Below are 18,117 nucleotides of genomic sequence, written 5' to 3'. Positions count from 1 at the left end.
ATCCTACTTTTCCTACTTCAACTAAAAAATTTGAAACTTCCTTCGACGCCATCCGTATAACAACGTATACTTAACGATTATGATACATAAATAGGCAGTATTGAAAAGGAGTGAACAATGTGACGAAAAAGTTATGGTTTCAAGTAGGTGTTGGGATACTGCTTGCTATGCTAATTATTAAATACTTTATGGAGATTCAAGGAATCTTTTCGCCTTTAGTCATCATTGCAAAGGCAATATTCATACCATTATTACTTGGTGGCGTTCTATATTATATTATGGAACCGGTTCAACGTTTTCTGGAAAAGCGTAAAGTACCAAGATGGGGAAGCATTCTTTCGGTTATAGCAATTCTCGTAGCAGTCACTTGGATATTTGTAGCGATTATTGCTCCTCCAGTAACAAAACAAATTAATAACTTAGTCGATAATACACCTATTATCGCCCAAGAAATAAATGACATGACATACTCATTGCTACAACAAAAAAGTGATTTACCCCAAAAACTTGAAGATTCGATTGATAGTGCGGTTGAATCACTTCAGTCCATAGCGGTAAATTTCGGGAAATGGATTGTTCAGTTTTTACAAGCCCTCTTTCAAGCGATGTTCCTGCTTATATTAGTCCCGTTTTTCTTCATTTTCATCTTAAAAGATCACGAAAAGTTTGCACCGTTCATCTATAATTTCTTTTCGGGAAAACGTCGGGAATGGATCAAAAAGACCTTACATGATATCGATACAGTACTCCGTTCTTATATCCAAGGGCAGTTGTTAATCAGTTTTCTATTAGCAATTCTGTTGTTTGCGGGTTATATGATTATTGGATTGGAGTATGCATTATTATTAGCGATTTTTGGATTGTTCATGAACCTCATTCCTTTCATCGGTCCATGGATTTCAGCTGTTCCTGCAATCATCATCGGTTTCATACAGGATCCGAAGATTGGTATTTTTGCTGCAGTCGTAATGGTTATTGCTCAGCAAGTTGAAAGTAATCTTATTACACCAAATGTCATGGGGAAAACACTGGATATTCATCCGCTTACAGTCATTACCGTTATATTGGCAGCAGGTAATATTGGGGGTTTTCTTGGCATCATCGTTGCTGTTCCGGCTTATGCAGTTGGTAAAGCAATTGTGAAAAACATCTATGCCACGCGGCGAGAAATTAAAAATGCCGCAACGAAAACGGTTTAAAAATGAAATAGAAGACTGAAACGCTAGATGAGTCTAGCGTTTTTTTATACCACTTTATTGGAAAATGTAACCTTTTCCAGATTAATCCGTCTCATTGATTAAATAGATAGGGGAGATTCGATGAAGAGCAAAGTGGTTTTGGCTCTACTATTATCAGGCTTACTTGTACTACTGGCATCTTGCAGTTCAAGTGACTCATCAAAGGCGGATAGTCAGATAGAGAGCTCATCAACTTCACATGACATGGTAGCAACCGAGCAAGAGAATAAAGCCAAAACAGAAGAGTTAACCGATGAACAATCTGAAGTAATTCAGACGAATAGAAAAATTATTTACAGAGCGGAATTGCAACTCAATGTGAAAAACCTTGAAAAGACTCAGCTTTCAATAGAGGAAAAGGTGGGCGAATATGGAGGCTATATCGTTGAATCGAATGTGCATCGTGAAAGCGAGGAAAGTGTAAGTGCTCGGCTCACGGTTCGAATTCCTGAGAAGCATTTTCAAACATTTTTAATGGATGCTGAAGGGGAAGCGGCTGAAGTTCTGACTCGCAATGTGACTGGGGAAGATGTCACCGAACAATATATTGATCTAGAGTCCAGGGTGAAATCAAAACGAACAGTAGAGGAAAGGTTACTTGTGTTTATGGGCAAGGCGGAAAAAACAGAGGATTTATTGAAAATATCGTCTGATTTATCGAAGGTTCAAGAAGAAATTGAATTAATTGTAGGTAAGATAAAGTATCTAGAAAATCAAACGTCTTTTTCTACTATTGAAATTGCGATGTATGAAAATCGTGTTATTGTTCCAGGAGTAGACGGTAAAAAATTAGATACATGGGAAAAAACAAAAAAACAGCTTGCTACAAGTACGAATTTTATCTTTGCGGGAGGTTCGGGATTGATTGTACTGTTCTTCGGAAACTTGCCAGTACTCTTACTTCTATTACTCGTTGGGGTAGGAATTTATTTTATTGTTAAAAGAACTAGAAAACCTAATTAATAGTCGGTGACGATCATCGTGAAACAAAAAGGAGCGCATTCCGAATTGGAGAATGCGCTCCTTTTCACGTCTCAAAATAGTAATGCCGATGTAACCTGCATCCTGGGTTAAACAGAGCTGAACATGCTGGGCACCTCGATCCACACACCAAGTATTCCGAAATAGTTAATTCATAACCACAAGCTCCGCACATAACCGCTTTTTCATCGAACTTTCCAGCGGGCCAAACGTCAGGACTGCCACAACCGTTTTCATCATGACATTCATAGCATGGATAGTAGGTGTCACAACAATAGAACTTTATCGCAATTCGGTCGATTTCGGAATGATAATGTGTACAGCGCGTTTCTTCATCAAGAACTTTACCTCGAACTGTTTTGCCTTTGATATGCATGTTCGATTCCCGCCCTTCATCTTCAAAAAGTGTATTGAATCGTATGTTTTGTGGGAAAGCTAATGTAAAAAAAGGATTGATTTCATGTGGAATGAGTTCCCGACTATCCATACAAACGTCTGGGATGCTTTTTGGGCAATACCTGCTATTCTTTTAGGAATATTCCTGTTGAAAGTTTTATTCAAACTCCCTGAAAGTTGGTTTTCAACAGCGGCAACAATCATTGGGCTTATTTTGTCTATTTTTATCAGCCATCCAGGTAACTTGCCAGCCGGTATTTTTATGGGCTTTTTCTATGGCGGCGCAGCCAGTGGAACGATTTATTCGATGAAGGTCTGGTATATAAACCATCGAAAGAAATGAAACAAGCTTGTCATTTCAATGGGCAAAATCCACACTGCATAAGACCGGGTACATCCTTCGAGAGACAGCAGGTGGTCCGGACTTCAGTATTCAAAAGTGCGGACGGCTCGCATCCTTTTAAGTAGGTGGCAAATAAAGAACGAGGTGCGATTCCTTCCCAAAGAGCATCGTCTTTCAACATGTTGAGGTCCGCGCGTGCTTCTACAGATGTGCCTGGGTTCGCCAAAAGAACATGGTACTGCCAAAGGAGAAAACCGAAAATGTTTTCCCATAACGTCAAGGGAGAAATAGATGTGACGGTACGGATTTGTCGGATGACAGCAGCGCATTCATCCTGCAGAATCCGCTTGATGACGTCGCGCCGTTCCGCGTCCTCTACATATCGCCAATCCTTCGCAGATGCAAACGTACTAACTGCCAGTTTCCCGTATTCTTCTTTTGCACCAAAATGAAGCTGTTCATTGTTTCCGTCCCATACTTCATCGTAGGCCGCCAGGTTATAAAATTGCATTGCGGTAAACATACCGAAACGGCGCATGAAATACGATGCTGCTACAGTTCGGTTGGGGCTTCCGCTCACTGCTTGGACGACATTTAGTAGATCATCTGTCTTTTCACTGTCCAGTAGCATTTTCAATGTAAATAAATTTTGTTCTGGAGAATCTATATAAATGCTGTACATATTCAGTTGTCTGAGCTGGTCCGTGGTTAAGTTTGTCATAAATTGATTATAGCGTTCTTACTAGTCAATCATCAAGTTGAGCGAGCGCTCGGTCTGCTGTATACTAATTGAATAGACGGACTTTTATAGGAGTGAAAAAACCAACGTGGAAAAACGATTGAGTGCAGAACAGTTTATTGATTTGATTGACAAAGAGGCAGATATTATTATCCCGATTGCCAATGGGGAACCTCATCGTCTACTGGATATATTGGAAGAGGACCATTTGAAATTACAGAACGTTAGAATCCATCAAATGCTGGCTCTTCGGGAGCGAGATTATATAAATGGTAAAATGAAAGGTCATCTTTCACATGTCTCTTACTTTTTAAGTGGCGCAACGCGTAGGGCTTATCAAGAAGGAAACACAGAATTAGTTCCGAACGTTTTCCATGAAGTTCCACGCATGTTAAAGAAAATTACGAACATGTCGTTGATCATGACAGTTGTGTCACCAATGGATGAACACGGTTATTTTTCATTGGGCACACAGGCGGACTATATTTCCGAGTTCATCGGTCATGTTCCATTTGTTTTAGAAGTGAATAAGCATATGCCGCGCACATACGGTGAAAACCAAATCCATATTAGCCAAATAGCGGGCTACATTGAAAACGATGTGCCTTTATCAGAAGAAAAGCCTCCTTTAATCGGCGACAAAGATCTTAAAATTGCTGAATTTGTAACGAATGTTATTGAAAATGGGGATTCACTCCAAATTGGTATTGGTGCCATCCCGAATGCCGTTATGAGCATGTTGAAAGATCACCGTCACCTAGGTATCCATACTGAAATGCTGACAGACGGAATTGTTGATCTTGTAAAAGCAGGAGCGGTTGATGGGACAGAGAAGTTCACACAAAAAGGAAAGATTGTAGCAACATTTGCATTTGGATCACAGCGTTTGTACGATTTCATCCATGAAAATCCTGCTGTTGAATTTTTACCGGTAAGTATGGTGAATGATCCGCGTGAGATTGCGAAAGAAGAAAGAATTGTGTCCATCAATGCGACAACAGAGGTTGACCTTTATGGACAATGTGCTTCCGAAACAATTGGAGGACGCTATTATTCGTCAACCGGTGGACAAGCAGACTTTGCACGCGGGGCACGTTTTGCGAAGCGTGGTAAAGGTTTTATTTGCATGTATTCGACAGTGAAAAACGACACGATTTCACGCATTAAACTGCAATTGTCGCTAGGTTCTGTCGTAACGACGTCGAAAAATGACGTCGACAATATCGTCACTGAATACGGCATCGCTAGTCTGTATGGCAAGTCGTTGTCTGAACGTGCAAAAGCGCTCATAGATATTGCCCATCCGGCATTCCGGGAAGAATTAGTGTTTGATGCGAAGAAAAATGGCATACTATATTGACATCGAAACAGCGTTCCTTACGAGGAGCGCTGTTTTTATGGTCGGAACAAATTGATTGCGCCTTTATACCCCGTGTGGTATATTTCGAATTAAGATCTAAAGAAGAATGGGAGTGGGACTTTATGGAGTGGCTATTTATATTACTAATCGTCGGATTTATTGCTTGGCGCATGATGCCGGCTAAAGGTGTTCGTTCTGTTTCGACAGGGGACTTGAAAGGAATGTTGAAAAATAAATCAGTGCAGTTCATCGACGTTCGGACGCCTGGCGAATATAAAGGACGACATATTAAAGAGTTTAAAAATGTTCCGTTGAACACATTGAAATCACAGTTAGGTAGCTTTGACAAATCGAAAGAAACCGTTGTTATTTGTCAAAGTGGCATGCGAAGTGGACAAGCGGCGAAAATATTGAAGAAAGAAAAGTTTACGGACGTTTTGAACGTTACAGGCGGCATGAGTGCTTGGCGCGGATAATGAAAATCGGGAAAATCCATGGGGAATGTTGCTCTCATGGATTTTTTTGTAGAAATGAATAGATTATGCCCGTTTATCTGCATATGCCCAACACACTTTATTAGGCTGACACATACTATTTGAATGAAGAGGTGGTGGACGTTGAAGAGAGATGATAAGGCTGTCCGATACGATCCGTTTGAAATCGAACAGCGTGAGTGGAAACAAAGGCAAACGAAAGAACGGTTAAAACAGCTGTTGACGATTGCCTCGCCTTTATTCCTACTTCTTATGTGGGAACTGTTGTCGAGAACGGGAATGATCGATATCCGCTTCTTTCCGCCTCCGTCCGCAATTATGGGGACATTTTTCGGAATGATTTCAAGTGGTGAAATGGCAAGTCATATCGGCGTTTCGTTGTACAGGATTCTTGCCGGATTTTTGCTAGGTGTCATACCCGGTGTCGTCATCGGTCTGTTAATGGGGCTTTATACGCCAATTCGGCATTTTGTTTCGCCAATTGTGATGGCGCTCATGCCGATACCTACACTTGCTTTGCTTCCAATCATTATTATTATTTTTGGTATTGGTGATTTATCGAAAGTCGTAACGATTGCTGGGAGTGTTTTTTTTCCTGTTGTTATTAATACGGCGGCTGGTGTCATTAATATCGATTCAATCTATTTGGATGTGGCAAAGAATTATGGAGCCGGTAAACTAGATTTTTTCACAAAGATTGCATTTCCAGGTGCAATGCCAGTTATGTTGGAAGGCATTCAGATGGGGCAGGCGATTGCGCTTTTGACAATTGTTGCAGCGGAAATGATGGGTGCTACTTCAGGGATTGGCTATCTGATCTGGGTTTCGTACAAAGCGTTCTTACTTCAAGAGATGTACGTCGGGCTCATCCTCATTTCGTTTTTCGGTTATCTGTTCTCGCTGTTGTTACGAGGAATTCAGAAAAAGCTGTTACCGTGGAGGTGAGTAGATGAGCAGGAAAGCAAAAATCATCATTCGAAATTTAACCAAGGCATTTTATAAAAAGCAAGGCAGTGTTACAGCGCTTGACGATATTAATGTAACAATCAATGATGGGGAATTCGTTTGTATAGTTGGACCAAGTGGCTGCGGTAAATCGACGTTACTTCGAATCTTGGCAGGGCTTGAAACCCCAAGTATTGGTGAATTTACAATTGCTATAGCGACCGATGGAGAGAATCGACCGTTGCAATCGATGGTGTTCCAGGAAAGAGGTATTATACCGTGGCTCACTGTCGAAAAGAATGTGGAGTTCGGACTCAAAATGCGCCATATGCCAAAAAAACTCATAAAAGAGCGTACGGCATATTATTTGAAAAAGACTGGTCTAGAAAAGTTTTCATCCCTTTATCCGAAAGAGCTATCGGGGGGGATGAAACAGCGGGTGAGCATTGCACGGGCATTTGCTAATGATCCGGAGATCCTTTTGATGGATGAACCGTTCGGTGCACTGGATGAACAAAATAAATTCATCTTGCAGGAAGAGTTGCTGTCAATTTGGTCTGAAACTGGGAAGACGATTCTATTCATTACCCATAGTATTGACGAAGCGTTATTACTAAGTGATCGTATTTTACTGATGAGTTCACAACCGGGTAAAATTATTAGAGAAATTATTGTCGATATGCCACGCCCGCGAAAAATCGAGGACATACGAGAAAATCCCGTTATGGCAGGACAATTCGTGGAAATATGGAAGCACTTGCAAGAAGAAGTGCAGCGGTCGAGACGAGAAGATGAATAGAAAGGGAGAGGTTCGATGGCAAAGTGGATGAAAAACGGATTTTTGCTATCGTTATTTGCGATAGCGCTAATCGTTGGTGCTTGTTCTCCTAAAGAGACGGCGAAACCGGTAGTAGAAGATAAAAAGCCTGAAGAAGTAGCGGCAGTTAATCCTTCAGGTGATTTGGCACCGCTTGAAAAACGTGCAAAAGTTGTCATAGCGGAAGACGGTGCTGCATCTGGTGCAGGATTCTATATTGCAAAAGAGAGAGGGTACTTTGAAGACTATAATATTGAAGTAGAGTTTGCTCAGTTTGCAAACAGCGATGACATGCTTCCAGCGTTAGCGGCTGGGGAAGTGGATATTGCAGGTGGTGTTTCCACTGCATCGTTCTTCAACGCGATTGGGCAAGGCATTGACGTGAAAATTATTGCGGATAAAGGGCATAACGTGCCAGGCAAGTCGTATTTTACACTTGTCATAGGTAATCATATGGTCGACGTAATAAAAGAGTATAAAGATCTTAAAGGGAAGAAAGTTGGCGTATCATCACACAACTCGATTGATGAATACATTTTCGAGGAAATGATTAAATATGCCGGATTGACAAAGGATGACGTCGAATTTGTCCTTATGAGCGATTTTGGTAGTATGCTCGGTGCAATCAGTAATGGAACAATTGACGCAGCCGTTAATATTGAACCACTCATCGCAACAGGTGTAGAAAAAGGATTTCATGTACGATTTGGAGACACGACTGATTTTGCGCCGGAGTCCCAAATTGCAATGGTGTTAGGCTCACCTCAATTCATGGCCGAAGAGCAAGATATTTCATTGCGATTCATGGCCGCCTATTTGAAAGGTGTGCGTGATTACAACGATGGATTTATCAAAGGTGAAGGAAAAGACGAGATAATCGACATTATGACGAAGCATACAGCGTTGAAAGACCCGGCGCTTTGGGAGAAAGTGAACGTCACCGGCCTCGATCCAGATGGTAAGATGTTCATCGACGATATTAAAAAGCAATATGACGCGTACAAAGCAAATGGTGCTATCCGTGGTGAGATTGATTTTGATAAAGCGATAGATACCTCGATTACGGAAAAAGCGGTCGAGGCGATTGGAGAATATAAGCGGTGATCGCTGTAATTAATATGATGTGAGAGTTGACACCTCTAAATAAAAACCCTTTCAGAGCTAGTAGTTTTAGCTCTTTTTTTGTATCTTCCTATCAGGGTTGCACTTATTTATGGATCCAAGTCTAGAAGGCACATCATCGCATTTCGACTTTCTAAATGCTAAACTAAAAGTAGCTATATATGTTGAAATATTGAATATGGCGTATAAATTAAGCGTAGGCGCCTTACAAGGGCTAGCCGAAGCGTTATTCAATGTAATCATTAACTCAACCTTTATAGAACATTCTCGTACCTAAACAAAGGAGTCATGAAGTTGAAACTACTCATAAAAGTGCTAGTGTTTTTAGTCTTAGCCATTATATTAACGAAGTTACCAATCGCCGGTAAATACTTCGCTGTTGCAAATACACTAATTCATGAGGTAGGCCATCAACTGGCCAGTATACTAACTTTTGGTAAGGCGCATGAAATCCATTTATTTTCAAATACAGAGGGAGTGGCTTATTCGAGTCATCAATTTTGGATAGGTAAGTTCATCACAGGGTTAGCGGGATATGTTTTTTCTTCATTTATGGCATGTACTTTCTTCTTCCTTATTTACAAAGGACGTTATTCGATGGTGATTTACATTTTATTAGCCATCTTGGGAATCAGTATATTATTTTGGGTTAGAAACGTATACGGTTTTTTCTGGATCATTACCTTTACCGCGGCATTTGTATGGTTACTTTGGAAAGCTGAAGGCCTGATTATTGAATACGTTGTTCTATTTTTGGTTTCCATTATTTTTATAGAATCCATTACATCGGCGTTTGAGATTATGTATATAAGTTTTAAAACACCATTACAAGCAGGAGATGCAACTAGTCTGGCTGGACTAACTCATTTGATCCCTGCCCAAGCTTGGGGAATACTTTTCTTTGTCCAAGCTTTATATTTTGGATGGTTAGCCATGAGAAAATTTAAACCCACCTAATAGCCTGAACATACTAGCGTCTCAATCCGAAGTGGAAAATAGCCTCCCGAGTGAAATTTTAACTTCGGGAGGCTATTTCTTGTTAAGTTATTTTCTCCTTTTTCGTCACCGATGTTTGCAAACTATGCAATACCATTCCTGTAATGATTACTGCGATGCCAACTAAAGAAAGCGTACCGGGCAGTGCAATGCCGAGAATCATCATTTCGCCAAGGATAACAAAAATAAGCTGTGTTGACTGTGTTGCTTCCACGGCGGCAAGTTTGCCTTGATCTCCGCGTACGCGGTCGGTTGCCATGAAAAATAAGGTTGTAGCGATGACGCCAGAACTGATACCAACGATGAACGACTGACCAAGCTGGCTCATAGAAGGGGGTCCGACTGACCAGAACGCATAGATGGAAAAGCCAATCCAGATGGGAATTGTCATAAGCGTCATTCCAAGCACACGTTGAAACGTATCAAGTCGACCACCTAGAAGTTCCATCATTTTGCGGTTACCAAGCGGGTAGGCGAACGCTGCTAAAATAACGGGAATGATGCCAAGCAGTAACGTACGCGGTTCAACGCTTTGTGCGTGCGGAATTTGGATTAGTACGACACCGACAAAAATAATAAGAGTAATACCAAGTGAGACAAGCGGGATTTTATGCCGAATCTTTTTTTCGCCATCTGGTGTTTTAATAATCAACGTGAAGAAAGGTGCAAGCAGGATGCCGGCCACAATTGTCAATTGCCATGTGCCAGCAAGAAGCCAACCCGGACTGTAAGCTGCCGCGTATGTAAGTGGTGCGTAGAATAAGACAAAGGCCGTTACGCTCCAGATGAAAAATGGAGCAGGTTTACGGACAAATTCCTTCTTCACATCACCAAGCCCTTTGCGGTAAGCGACGATAGCGATTAAAAAAGGTACCATAAAGAAATAGCGGAGGGAGGCGCTCCAAAGCCAGCTTCCTCCCGATAATTCCATAGATCTGTTCAAAATGAATGTCACTGCGAAAAAAACGGAGGAAAAGGCACCAATCCAAATTTCCCTCATATGCTATCCCCCTTTTATTTAGGCGCGTTCTTCAAAAAGTTTCACGGCTTCAATGATGACATTTGTCGCTTTAACCATATTATCGACTGAAATATATTCGTATTTGCCATGATAATTTTCTCCACCTGTGAAGATATTAGGCGTTGGCATACCCATGTACGACAATTGGGAACCATCTGTACCGCCGCGTACGGGTACGATGTTCGGTTCGATATTAAGGTTTTTGAATGCATCGGACATGATATCAACTATTTCCATGACAGGTTCAATCTTTTCACCCATATTGAAGTATTGGTCTTCGATTTCGAGTGTGACTGCGTTCTCGCCGTATTCTTTCTTCAGCTTATTAGCGGTTTCGATCATCAGCTGTTTTCTGGCTTTGAAGGTTTCACGGTCGAAATAGCGGATGATATAGCCAAGTGTTGTTTCTTCAGTGGACCCGTTGAACTGCATTAGATGAACAAATCCTTCGTAGCCATCGGTTTTCTCAGGAATTTCATTTACCGGCATTGCCGCCTGGAATTGATTGGCGAGTAAAACGGAGTTGACCATTTTATCTTTCGCGGAACCAGGGTGAACGCTGACACCGTGGAACGTAACTTTAGCAGCCGCCGCGTTGAAACTTTCGTATTGCAGTTCACCAAGTGGTCCGCCATCCATCGTATACGCATATTTGGCGCCGAATTTTTCGACATCAAATTTATGTGGTCCACGCCCAATTTCTTCGTCTGGTGTGAAGGCGATACGCAGTTTCCCGTGTTTAAGATCCGGGTTGGCAAGCAAATATTCCATCGCTGTAACGATTTCAGCAATCCCCGCTTTATCATCCGCGCCGAGAAGCGTTGTACCATCCGTCGTAATGAGTGTGTGACCGATATAGTTTTTCAGTTCGGGAAAAGCGTTTATTGTCATTATTGTGTTGTCGTTCAGTTGAAGATCATTGCCGTCGTAATTATCGATGCGCTGAGGCTTGACGTTTTTTCCGGTGTAATCGGTCGTCGTGTCAACGTGTGCAAGAAATCCGATGACAGGTACGTCACGTTCTGTATTGGCAGGCAGTGTTGCAAACAAATAGCCGTTTTCGTCGAGCGTAATGTCTTCTAGACCGATATTCGCGAGTTCTTTTTGTAATTCATGCAGAAGGTCCCATTGGCCGGGTGTAGAAGGCGTAGAAGAGCTTCCTGCATCTGATTGTGTGTCAATTTTTGCATAACGTACAAGTCGTTCGATTAGTTTTTCTTTCATAGTTAATAATTCCTCCTAATAAAGTGCTGATGACTCTATCTTATCAGATTGTTCCGGTTTACGGAATACTTTACAACTCGACTTCCGACGCTGGCGGCTATGAAAACTTGCGCCGCATAATACGTCATCATAACGAATGCATCACGGTTCGGAATTTCGTAAACGAACCGATCGATTGCGAGAACAGAATCTGAGAACATAAATAGCAGTGCGCCAATGATAGTAAGCTTCATTCGCGTTCGGATAGCCATCCAACCCATAGTCAAAATGACACCAATATAGGCAATAATGGCTATGCCGAGGATGGTTTGACCAGCGGAAAACTGTGAACCAGCGATCCAGACAGCCATGCCAGTGCCATATAGAAGAAGCGGAACAGCTGCCCAAATAGGCATGGACTTCCGTGCGACATGATGGAACGCCGATATGTAAAAAATATGACCAATTAAAAAAGTAATAAGTCCTGGTAAAAACCAATAGATAACGGCATCCGCAATCATGCAGACGAATAGGCCGAAGATGATAATCCGCTTGTATGTACGAGAAAAAAGAGGTCTTGTCGTTAATGCGAATAGGATGATAAGTGCCATCGGAATCAGTTTCATTATAATTTTGAAGCCGACTGGATTAGCAGGAATAAAGAAAATATAAACGATTGCCATAGCGGTAATTGCAGTGAGTACTAGACTTCTAATCATAAGGACAACCCCCTTTTCTACTACTTTTCGGGGAATAGGAAGAGAAACCCTTTTTCGGTTGTATAGTTTTAGGAGTTTATTGAATAGTTTCGGGCGGGGTGTCGTATAGTTCGGGAAGTCTATAGCTCAGTTAGTGCAACCTGTCGTCCATTGCCAGCAATTCATCAGCAAGTTTAATTCTCCCTTCATAAAAGGCATAGAAAAAAGGCATCGCTTTAATCGCGAATGCCTTTTTCTTATATTTATTAAACGATTGAGTAATTCTTATGTGAAACAACAGTAAGATTTGACGCGGCGCCAATAAGTTCGGCGTCCTTGGATGAGATTTCAACAATGACGGAGTTCTCAAGTATTTTAAAAATAGTACCATTTACTTCGTGTTCATTACGGACAAATGAAATTTCTTCGTCGATTCTGCGCGCTGCGACAAAATCCGATACTTCTTTTTCCCTGCGTGGAAAAGCCATTCGAATTCCCCCTATCATCCATTCTCATCTTGCCATCTAGTTAAAAAGCGCTTTTGGGGAAACCCGCAGCAACAAGTAGATGAAGATGGAAAACAACTAAACGTAAACGATAACACACATGTTGTCTACTATTAGTATACCATATTTTTACGAAATTTGCATGATAGTAGACTTTATTAGCTATTTAAATAGCTTTGGTTAAGTCCCTAAATTTGTATCTTAATAAAAGCAAAGGGGTTGACATTATACCTGGCGGGGTATAATATGCAGATATAGCTTAAATAAAAGGAAGTGAAGAGCATGGAATACGATGACAAAGTAAAAAACAGGTTAAAACGAATTGAAGGACAAATCAAAGGTATTTTAAAAATGATGGATGACAATAAAGACTGTAAAGAAGTAATTACACAATTGTCAGCTTCACGCTCAGCTATAGATAGAACGATTGGCGTTATTGTCAGCTCCAATCTGATTGAATGTATTCAACAAATGGATGACAGCGATCCAAGAACACAAGAGGATATTGTAAAAGAAGCAGTAGATCTACTAGTAAAGAGTCGATGAAATAATGGACTCTTTTCTTTTTAACGCATAATATACCCTGTGGGGTACAAATGGAGAGGGAGATTTGATTGTCTGAAACGAAAAGAACCACCATTGTATTATTCAGTGGAGATTATGATAAAGCAATGGCGGCGTACATCATTGCAAATGGTGCTGCAGCTTATGATCACCAAGTAACGATTTTTCATACATTTTGGGGATTGAATGCACTTCGAAAAGAAGAACTAGTCCCAGTGAAAAAAGGTTTACTTGAAAAAGTATTTGGAAAAATCATGCCGCGCGGTGCAGATAAGATGGGTATTTCCAACATGAACTTTGCTGGAATGGGTCCTAAAATGATTAAACACGTTATTAAAAAGCACAATGCGATGACACTTCCGCAATTAATCGAACTGGCTGAAGAACAAGATATAAAACTTGTTGCTTGTACGATGACGATGGATCTTCTAGGCTTGCAGCAGAAAGAATTGATGGATGGCATCCAGTACGGTGGAGTTGCTGCTTATCTTGGAGATGCTCAAGAAGGCAATGTAAACTTATTTATTTAAAATTTAAAAGATGGAGGGTTTAAAATGCTTGAAATAACACCATTAGAAGTTCAAAAAAAGTTAAATACCAACAAAACAATTCACCTGATTGACGTGCGTGAAGTCGATGAAGTGAAAGAAGGGAAAATACCACAAGCAATTCATATCCCGCTCGGATTATTGGAATTCCGTATGCATGAATTGGATAAAAATAGTGAGTACACAATGGTGTGCCGTTCAGGTGGACGTAGTGGAAAAGCCACACAATTGCTAGAGGGACACGGCTTTAAGGTAGTGAACATGGTTGGCGGTATGATTGACTGGGAAGGTTCAGTGGAATAACCCTATTTTTTTATATTAAAATATACCCATACGGGCATGAGTAAAAGGAGCAGATGACATGATAAAAACTGATTTTATTCTTGACGCAAAAGGAATGGCATGTCCAATGCCAATCGTCAAAACGAGAAAGATTATGAAAGAAATGGAACCGGGAAAAGTGTTGGAAGTGCAGGCGACTGATAAAGGCTCTACGGCAGATTTAAAAGCATGGGCTGAGGGTTCTGGACATTATTATCTCGGCACGACTGAAGAAGCAGGAGTTCTTACGCATTATGTACGGAAATCAAGCGAAGATGAACAAGTTGAGAAAAAACACCCACACATCGTGTCGAATGAGCAACTGAAAGCCATTTTAGAGGAGAATCGTGAAGTGCTTGTGCTCGATGTTCGTGAATCGGCAGAATACGCATTTAATCATATTCCGGGGGCTAAGTCATTGCCGCTCGGTAACCTTGAAAGTGAACTCGGTAATCTTGATAAAGAAACGGAAATTTACGTCGTATGCCGTACAGGTAGCCGCAGTGATGTAGCTTCTCGGAAACTTGCTGAAGCCGGATTTATTAAAGTGAAAAACGTTATCCCAGGCATGAGTGAATGGAACGGACCTACAGAAAAAGTTGTGTAATTAATGAGTGAAATTACTAGAGGGGGTATACAAATGACAGTTCAGCCAATGACGGCAAGTACAATAGCGAAAAAAGTAGTGAATCAAGATCCATTTTTCATCCTGGACGTTCGTAATGAAGATGCCTTTGCGGATTGGAAAATTGAAGGGAAGAACATTCAGTATCTCAATATCCCTTATTTCGATTTACTCGATGGGGTTGAAGAAATCCTGGAACAGCTTCCTACAGATCAAGATATTGTCGTTGTCTGCGCAAAAGAAGGCTCATCTATTATGGTTGGGGAAATGATTGCGGAAGAAGGGCGCGCAGTCCATTACTTACGAGGCGGCATGAAGGCATGGAGTGAACATTTAGAGCCGGTGAAAATTGGTGACTTGAAAGACGTCGGAGAGCTGTATCAGTTCGTGCGAATTGGCAAAGGTTGTTTGTCGTACATGATCGTTTCGAACGGGGAAGCGGCAATTGTCGATGCAACACGGATGACTGATGTATTCATCGATTTCGCGAAAACGTTGGACGTGAAAATTACGCATATTTTGGATACACATCTCCACGCAGATCATATTTCAGGGGGACGCAAAATTGCAGAAGCAGTAAATGGAACGTACTGGTTGCCGCCAAAAGATGCTAGTGAAGTGACATTTGCCTATGAGTCATTAGAAGAGGGACGAACGATCACAATCGGTGATACGACGATTGCCATTCAACCTTTGTACTCACCAGGGCATACAATTGGATCTACATCATTCATAGTAGATGACACGTATTTACTTTCAGGCGATATCTTATTCATCGATTCAATCGGACGCCCCGACCTTGCTGGTTTAGCCGAAGATTGGGTTGGCGATTTGCGAGAGTCGTTGTACAAACGCTATAAAGAATTGTCAGGGGAATTGATTGTTCTTCCTGCGCACTTCATGATCATAGAAGAATTGAATAGCGATGGTAGTGTTTCTGGGAAACTAGGTACATTATTTGCAGAAAACCACGGTTTGAATATTGAAAGTGAAGTAGAATTCAGAGAAATGGTAACAGGTAATTTACCACCACAACCGAATGCTTACCAGCAAATCCGTGAAACAAATATGGGCAAATTAACGCCTGATGAAGAAACACAACGTGAAATGGAAATTGGACCAAATCGTTGTGCAATCAGATAATTTATTAAAAACTAAGGAGAGATTATATATGAAATCAAACAAAGTATTAGACGCTAAAGGGTTGGCTTGTCCAATGCCGGTTGTACGTGCAAGAAAAGTGATGAAGGAAATGGAAACAGGTGAAGTATTGGAAATTCTTGCGACAGATAAAGGATCCGTTGCAGATTTAGCTGCATGGTCGAAATCAGGTGGTCATGACTTAGTGAAGCATACGGAAGAGGCCGGCGTATTTACATTTTGGATTCAAAAAGGTTGATTGAAAATGGAAGGGTATCTGCTTGTAGGATACCCTTTCTCCTTTTGAAAGGAGGAAAATAGGGTGGATGTTGCGTTTATTATCACGATATTTTTAATTGGATTTGTTGGTTCGTTTGTTTCTGGAATGGTCGGGATAGGCGGATCAATTATCAAGTATCCGATGCTGTTATATATCCCGCCTCTTCTTGGTGTTGCGGTCTTTACCGCTCATGAAGTATCTGGAATAAGTGCAATTCAAGTCTTTTTCGCAACGATTTCCGGCGTATGGGCGTACCGTAAAAGTGGTTTGATAAATAAATCGTTGGTTCTGTACATGGGGTCGAGTATTTTAGTAGGTAGTTTTATCGGCGGATACGGCTCGAATTTGTTATCTGAAGGTGCTATCAACCTGGTCTACGGTATATTGGCAACAATCGCTGCAATTATGATGTTCATTCCGAAGAAAGGATTGGATGACATTCCGGTCGATCAAGTCAAATTCAATAAGTGGTTGGCGGCAGTGTTGGCATTCATTGTTGGTATTGCTGCAGGAATTGTTGGAGCCGCAGGAGCTTTTATTCTCGTACCAATTATGCTGGTTGTTTTGAAGATACCTACGCGAATGACGATTGCAACATCGCTCGCCATTACGTTCATATCCTCAATCGGCTCGACAATCGGTAAAGTTGCGACCGATCAAGTGTTGTATGGACCTGCTGCCGTTATGATTGTTGCGAGTATCATAGCAGCACCTATTGGGGCGAAAATTGGTCAAAAGATGAATACGAAAGTACTTCAATGGCTATTGGCAATTCTTATTTTGGGGACAGCTATTAAAATATGGCTGGATTTTTAAAGTCAAAGAGAATCCGGTATCGTTCATTATATGGGCGATACCGGATTGTCTTTGTTTATTACTATTTCTTTTTAAACACCGTCGAAACCCGCTTCTCACTACGCTCTTTCATCCGTTGGAAATTCTCAATATGCTTCCAAACCGCAATTGCAAATAACAGGGTTGCTATCACGACCGGCCAGTATCCGTCTGCCCACACTGCCATCGTGATCAGTGTCACGTAGAGCATCAGCACACCAAACACGAGAAAGTCTGTTACTAGCGCCACGATGACAAACAATGCAAAACCAATTAGTCCAACTTGCCAATCGATGGCAAGCAGTACACCAATTATTGTCGCGGTTCCTTTACCGCCGTTAAAGTTCATATAAAACGGGAAGTTATGCCCAATTACGGTTGCTGCACCTGCGAGGAATAAAAGTAAGGCTAAAATGTCTCCTAGAAGTCCCGCGTTTTCTGCGAAATAACGCACAAGTAAGACAGCTGCCGCACCTTTTCCGATATCAATTACTGCAACAAGTGCGCCGAATTTCTTCCCAAGAACAATGGTCGCATTCGAAGCACCGGCATTTTTTACACCAGTTTCTTTCAAATTAACGCCGGATATTTTCTGCGCGATAACTGACCCATGCAGACAACCGACTGCATATCCCCAAAAGAGCACGCCTACAACCCACAACCACATATCAAATTCCCCCTAAAATGGCGATAGATTAAGTGTAACATTTCACATAGACACAAGTTTCAGAAATATTGTTCAATAAACTATTGACAAAGTATTAAGATATCTACTATACTATGTCACAAGATGGAAAACTGAATATCACAAACTCTTATCAAGAGCGGCGGAGGGAATAGGCCCTGCGATGCCCGGCAACCAGCAAGTTACCAACTTGCAAAGGTGCTACTTCCTACAGATTCGTGCGAACGGTCTGAAAGATAAGGGGAGGAATAAGCGAAAGCG

At 41.4% G+C, this 18,117-nt stretch carries 23 protein-coding genes and 1 riboswitch; of the genes, 16 read left to right on the top strand and 7 right to left on the bottom strand.

Going from position 1 to position 18,117, the window contains the following annotated elements; all coding sequences use genetic code 11:
- Positions 1-119: 119 nt before the first annotated feature.
- Together H2672_RS01755 and H2672_RS01750 are read left to right on the top strand one after the other, a co-directional pair.
- Positions 120-1,199, top strand: a complete 1,080-nt coding sequence (locus tag H2672_RS01755) for an AI-2E family transporter (RefSeq protein WP_186668267.1) — start codon at positions 120-122, stop codon at positions 1,197-1,199.
- A gap of 120 nt (positions 1,200-1,319) precedes the next feature.
- A complete protein-coding gene (locus H2672_RS01750) occupies positions 1,320-2,201 on the top strand; it encodes a DUF4349 domain-containing protein (RefSeq protein WP_186668266.1) in 882 nt (293 codons plus the stop codon).
- Positions 2,202-2,265: 64 nt separating this feature from the next.
- On the opposite strand, the gene H2672_RS01745 is transcribed toward H2672_RS01750, so the two are convergent.
- Positions 2,266-2,595: a CHY zinc finger protein gene (locus H2672_RS01745; RefSeq protein WP_186668265.1), complete on the bottom strand. Its 330-nt coding sequence runs from the start codon at positions 2,593-2,595 to the stop codon at positions 2,266-2,268.
- Between the two features lie 84 nt (positions 2,596-2,679).
- Here H2672_RS01745 and H2672_RS01740 point away from each other — a divergent pair, with 84 nt between their 5' ends.
- Positions 2,680-2,958 (top strand): hypothetical protein, encoded by a 279-nt coding sequence (locus tag H2672_RS01740; protein WP_186668264.1) that lies wholly within the window; start codon positions 2,680-2,682, stop codon positions 2,956-2,958.
- 10 nt (positions 2,959-2,968) lie between these two features.
- Here the strand turns inward: H2672_RS01740 and H2672_RS01735 are convergent, their stop codons facing one another.
- Positions 2,969-3,679 (bottom strand): hypothetical protein, encoded by a 711-nt coding sequence (locus H2672_RS01735; RefSeq protein WP_186668263.1) that lies wholly within the window; start codon positions 3,677-3,679, stop codon positions 2,969-2,971.
- Between the two features lie 106 nt (positions 3,680-3,785).
- Between H2672_RS01735 and H2672_RS01730 the strand changes: the two genes are divergently transcribed.
- The 6 genes from H2672_RS01730 to H2672_RS01705 all read left to right on the top strand — a co-directional run bounded on the left by H2672_RS01730 (position 3,786) and on the right by H2672_RS01705 (position 9,392).
- Positions 3,786-5,057, top strand: a complete 1,272-nt coding sequence (locus H2672_RS01730) for an acetyl-CoA hydrolase/transferase family protein (RefSeq protein WP_186668262.1) — start codon at positions 3,786-3,788, stop codon at positions 5,055-5,057.
- Positions 5,058-5,179: 122 nt separating this feature from the next.
- Positions 5,180-5,533: a rhodanese-like domain-containing protein gene (locus tag H2672_RS01725; protein WP_186668261.1), complete on the top strand. Its 354-nt coding sequence runs from the start codon at positions 5,180-5,182 to the stop codon at positions 5,531-5,533.
- 141 nt (positions 5,534-5,674) lie between these two features.
- On the top strand, positions 5,675-6,496 hold the full coding sequence (locus tag H2672_RS01720) for an ABC transporter permease (protein WP_255485239.1): 822 nt from the start codon (positions 5,675-5,677) through the stop codon (positions 6,494-6,496).
- Between the two features lie 4 nt (positions 6,497-6,500).
- Entirely contained in the window at positions 6,501-7,295 is a 795-nt protein-coding gene (locus tag H2672_RS01715; protein WP_186668258.1) for an ABC transporter ATP-binding protein, read from the top strand.
- Positions 7,296-7,310: 15 nt separating this feature from the next.
- Positions 7,311-8,417: an ABC transporter substrate-binding protein gene (locus H2672_RS01710; protein ID WP_186668256.1), complete on the top strand. Its 1,107-nt coding sequence runs from the start codon at positions 7,311-7,313 to the stop codon at positions 8,415-8,417.
- A gap of 312 nt (positions 8,418-8,729) precedes the next feature.
- Positions 8,730-9,392, top strand: coding sequence for a M50 family metallopeptidase (locus H2672_RS01705; RefSeq protein WP_255485238.1), 663 nt, complete (start codon positions 8,730-8,732; stop codon positions 9,390-9,392).
- An 82-nt stretch (positions 9,393-9,474) separates the two neighbouring features.
- On the opposite strand, the gene H2672_RS01700 is transcribed toward H2672_RS01705, so the two are convergent.
- From H2672_RS01700 to H2672_RS01685, 4 genes are all read right to left on the bottom strand, one after another.
- Entirely contained in the window at positions 9,475-10,431 is a 957-nt protein-coding gene (locus H2672_RS01700) for a DMT family transporter (RefSeq protein ID WP_186668252.1), read from the bottom strand.
- Between the two features lie 18 nt (positions 10,432-10,449).
- Positions 10,450-11,676 carry a peptidase T gene (gene pepT, locus H2672_RS01695; RefSeq protein WP_186668250.1) on the bottom strand — a complete coding sequence of 409 codons (1,227 nt, stop codon included), beginning with the start codon at positions 11,674-11,676 and terminating at the stop codon, positions 10,450-10,452.
- A 35-nt stretch (positions 11,677-11,711) separates the two neighbouring features.
- Positions 11,712-12,374 carry a lysoplasmalogenase gene (locus H2672_RS01690; protein WP_186668248.1) on the bottom strand — a complete coding sequence of 221 codons (663 nt, stop codon included), beginning with the start codon at positions 12,372-12,374 and terminating at the stop codon, positions 11,712-11,714.
- Between the two features lie 245 nt (positions 12,375-12,619).
- Entirely contained in the window at positions 12,620-12,841 is a 222-nt protein-coding gene (locus tag H2672_RS01685) for a DUF2187 family protein (protein ID WP_186668246.1), read from the bottom strand.
- A gap of 300 nt (positions 12,842-13,141) precedes the next feature.
- Between H2672_RS01685 and H2672_RS01680 the strand changes: the two genes are divergently transcribed.
- The 7 genes from H2672_RS01680 to H2672_RS01650 all read left to right on the top strand — a co-directional run bounded on the left by H2672_RS01680 (position 13,142) and on the right by H2672_RS01650 (position 17,153).
- On the top strand, positions 13,142-13,405 hold the full coding sequence (locus H2672_RS01680; RefSeq protein WP_186668244.1) for a metal-sensitive transcriptional regulator: 264 nt from the start codon (positions 13,142-13,144) through the stop codon (positions 13,403-13,405).
- Between the two features lie 68 nt (positions 13,406-13,473).
- Positions 13,474-13,953 carry a DsrE/DsrF/DrsH-like family protein gene (locus H2672_RS01675; protein WP_186668242.1) on the top strand — a complete coding sequence of 160 codons (480 nt, stop codon included), beginning with the start codon at positions 13,474-13,476 and terminating at the stop codon, positions 13,951-13,953.
- Between the two features lie 24 nt (positions 13,954-13,977).
- Positions 13,978-14,274 (top strand): rhodanese-like domain-containing protein, encoded by a 297-nt coding sequence (locus H2672_RS01670; RefSeq protein WP_186668240.1) that lies wholly within the window; start codon positions 13,978-13,980, stop codon positions 14,272-14,274.
- A gap of 58 nt (positions 14,275-14,332) precedes the next feature.
- The gene (locus H2672_RS01665) at positions 14,333-14,899 is read left to right on the top strand and encodes a sulfurtransferase TusA family protein (RefSeq protein ID WP_186668237.1); all 567 of its coding nucleotides are present in this window, start codon (positions 14,333-14,335) and stop codon (positions 14,897-14,899) included.
- Between the two features lie 33 nt (positions 14,900-14,932).
- The gene (locus H2672_RS01660) at positions 14,933-16,060 is read left to right on the top strand and encodes an MBL fold metallo-hydrolase (RefSeq protein ID WP_186668235.1); all 1,128 of its coding nucleotides are present in this window, start codon (positions 14,933-14,935) and stop codon (positions 16,058-16,060) included.
- A gap of 28 nt (positions 16,061-16,088) precedes the next feature.
- A complete protein-coding gene (locus H2672_RS01655; protein ID WP_186668233.1) occupies positions 16,089-16,316 on the top strand; it encodes a sulfurtransferase TusA family protein in 228 nt (75 codons plus the stop codon).
- 63 nt (positions 16,317-16,379) lie between these two features.
- On the top strand, positions 16,380-17,153 hold the full coding sequence (locus H2672_RS01650; RefSeq protein WP_186668232.1) for a sulfite exporter TauE/SafE family protein: 774 nt from the start codon (positions 16,380-16,382) through the stop codon (positions 17,151-17,153).
- Positions 17,154-17,214: 61 nt separating this feature from the next.
- Here the strand turns inward: H2672_RS01650 and H2672_RS01645 are convergent, their stop codons facing one another.
- On the bottom strand, positions 17,215-17,838 hold the full coding sequence (locus H2672_RS01645) for a glycerol-3-phosphate acyltransferase (protein WP_186668230.1): 624 nt from the start codon (positions 17,836-17,838) through the stop codon (positions 17,215-17,217).
- Between the two features lie 145 nt (positions 17,839-17,983).
- Positions 17,984-18,099: riboswitch (SAM riboswitch) on the top strand.
- The last annotated feature ends 18 nt before the right edge of the window (positions 18,100-18,117 follow it).

This window comes from Sporosarcina sp. BP05, assembly GCF_014282005.1.
GTDB lineage: Bacteria > Bacillota > Bacilli > Bacillales_A > Planococcaceae > Sporosarcina.
Note: the sequence above shows the minus strand (reverse complement) of the source record. Positions and strands in the feature narration are given on the sequence as shown.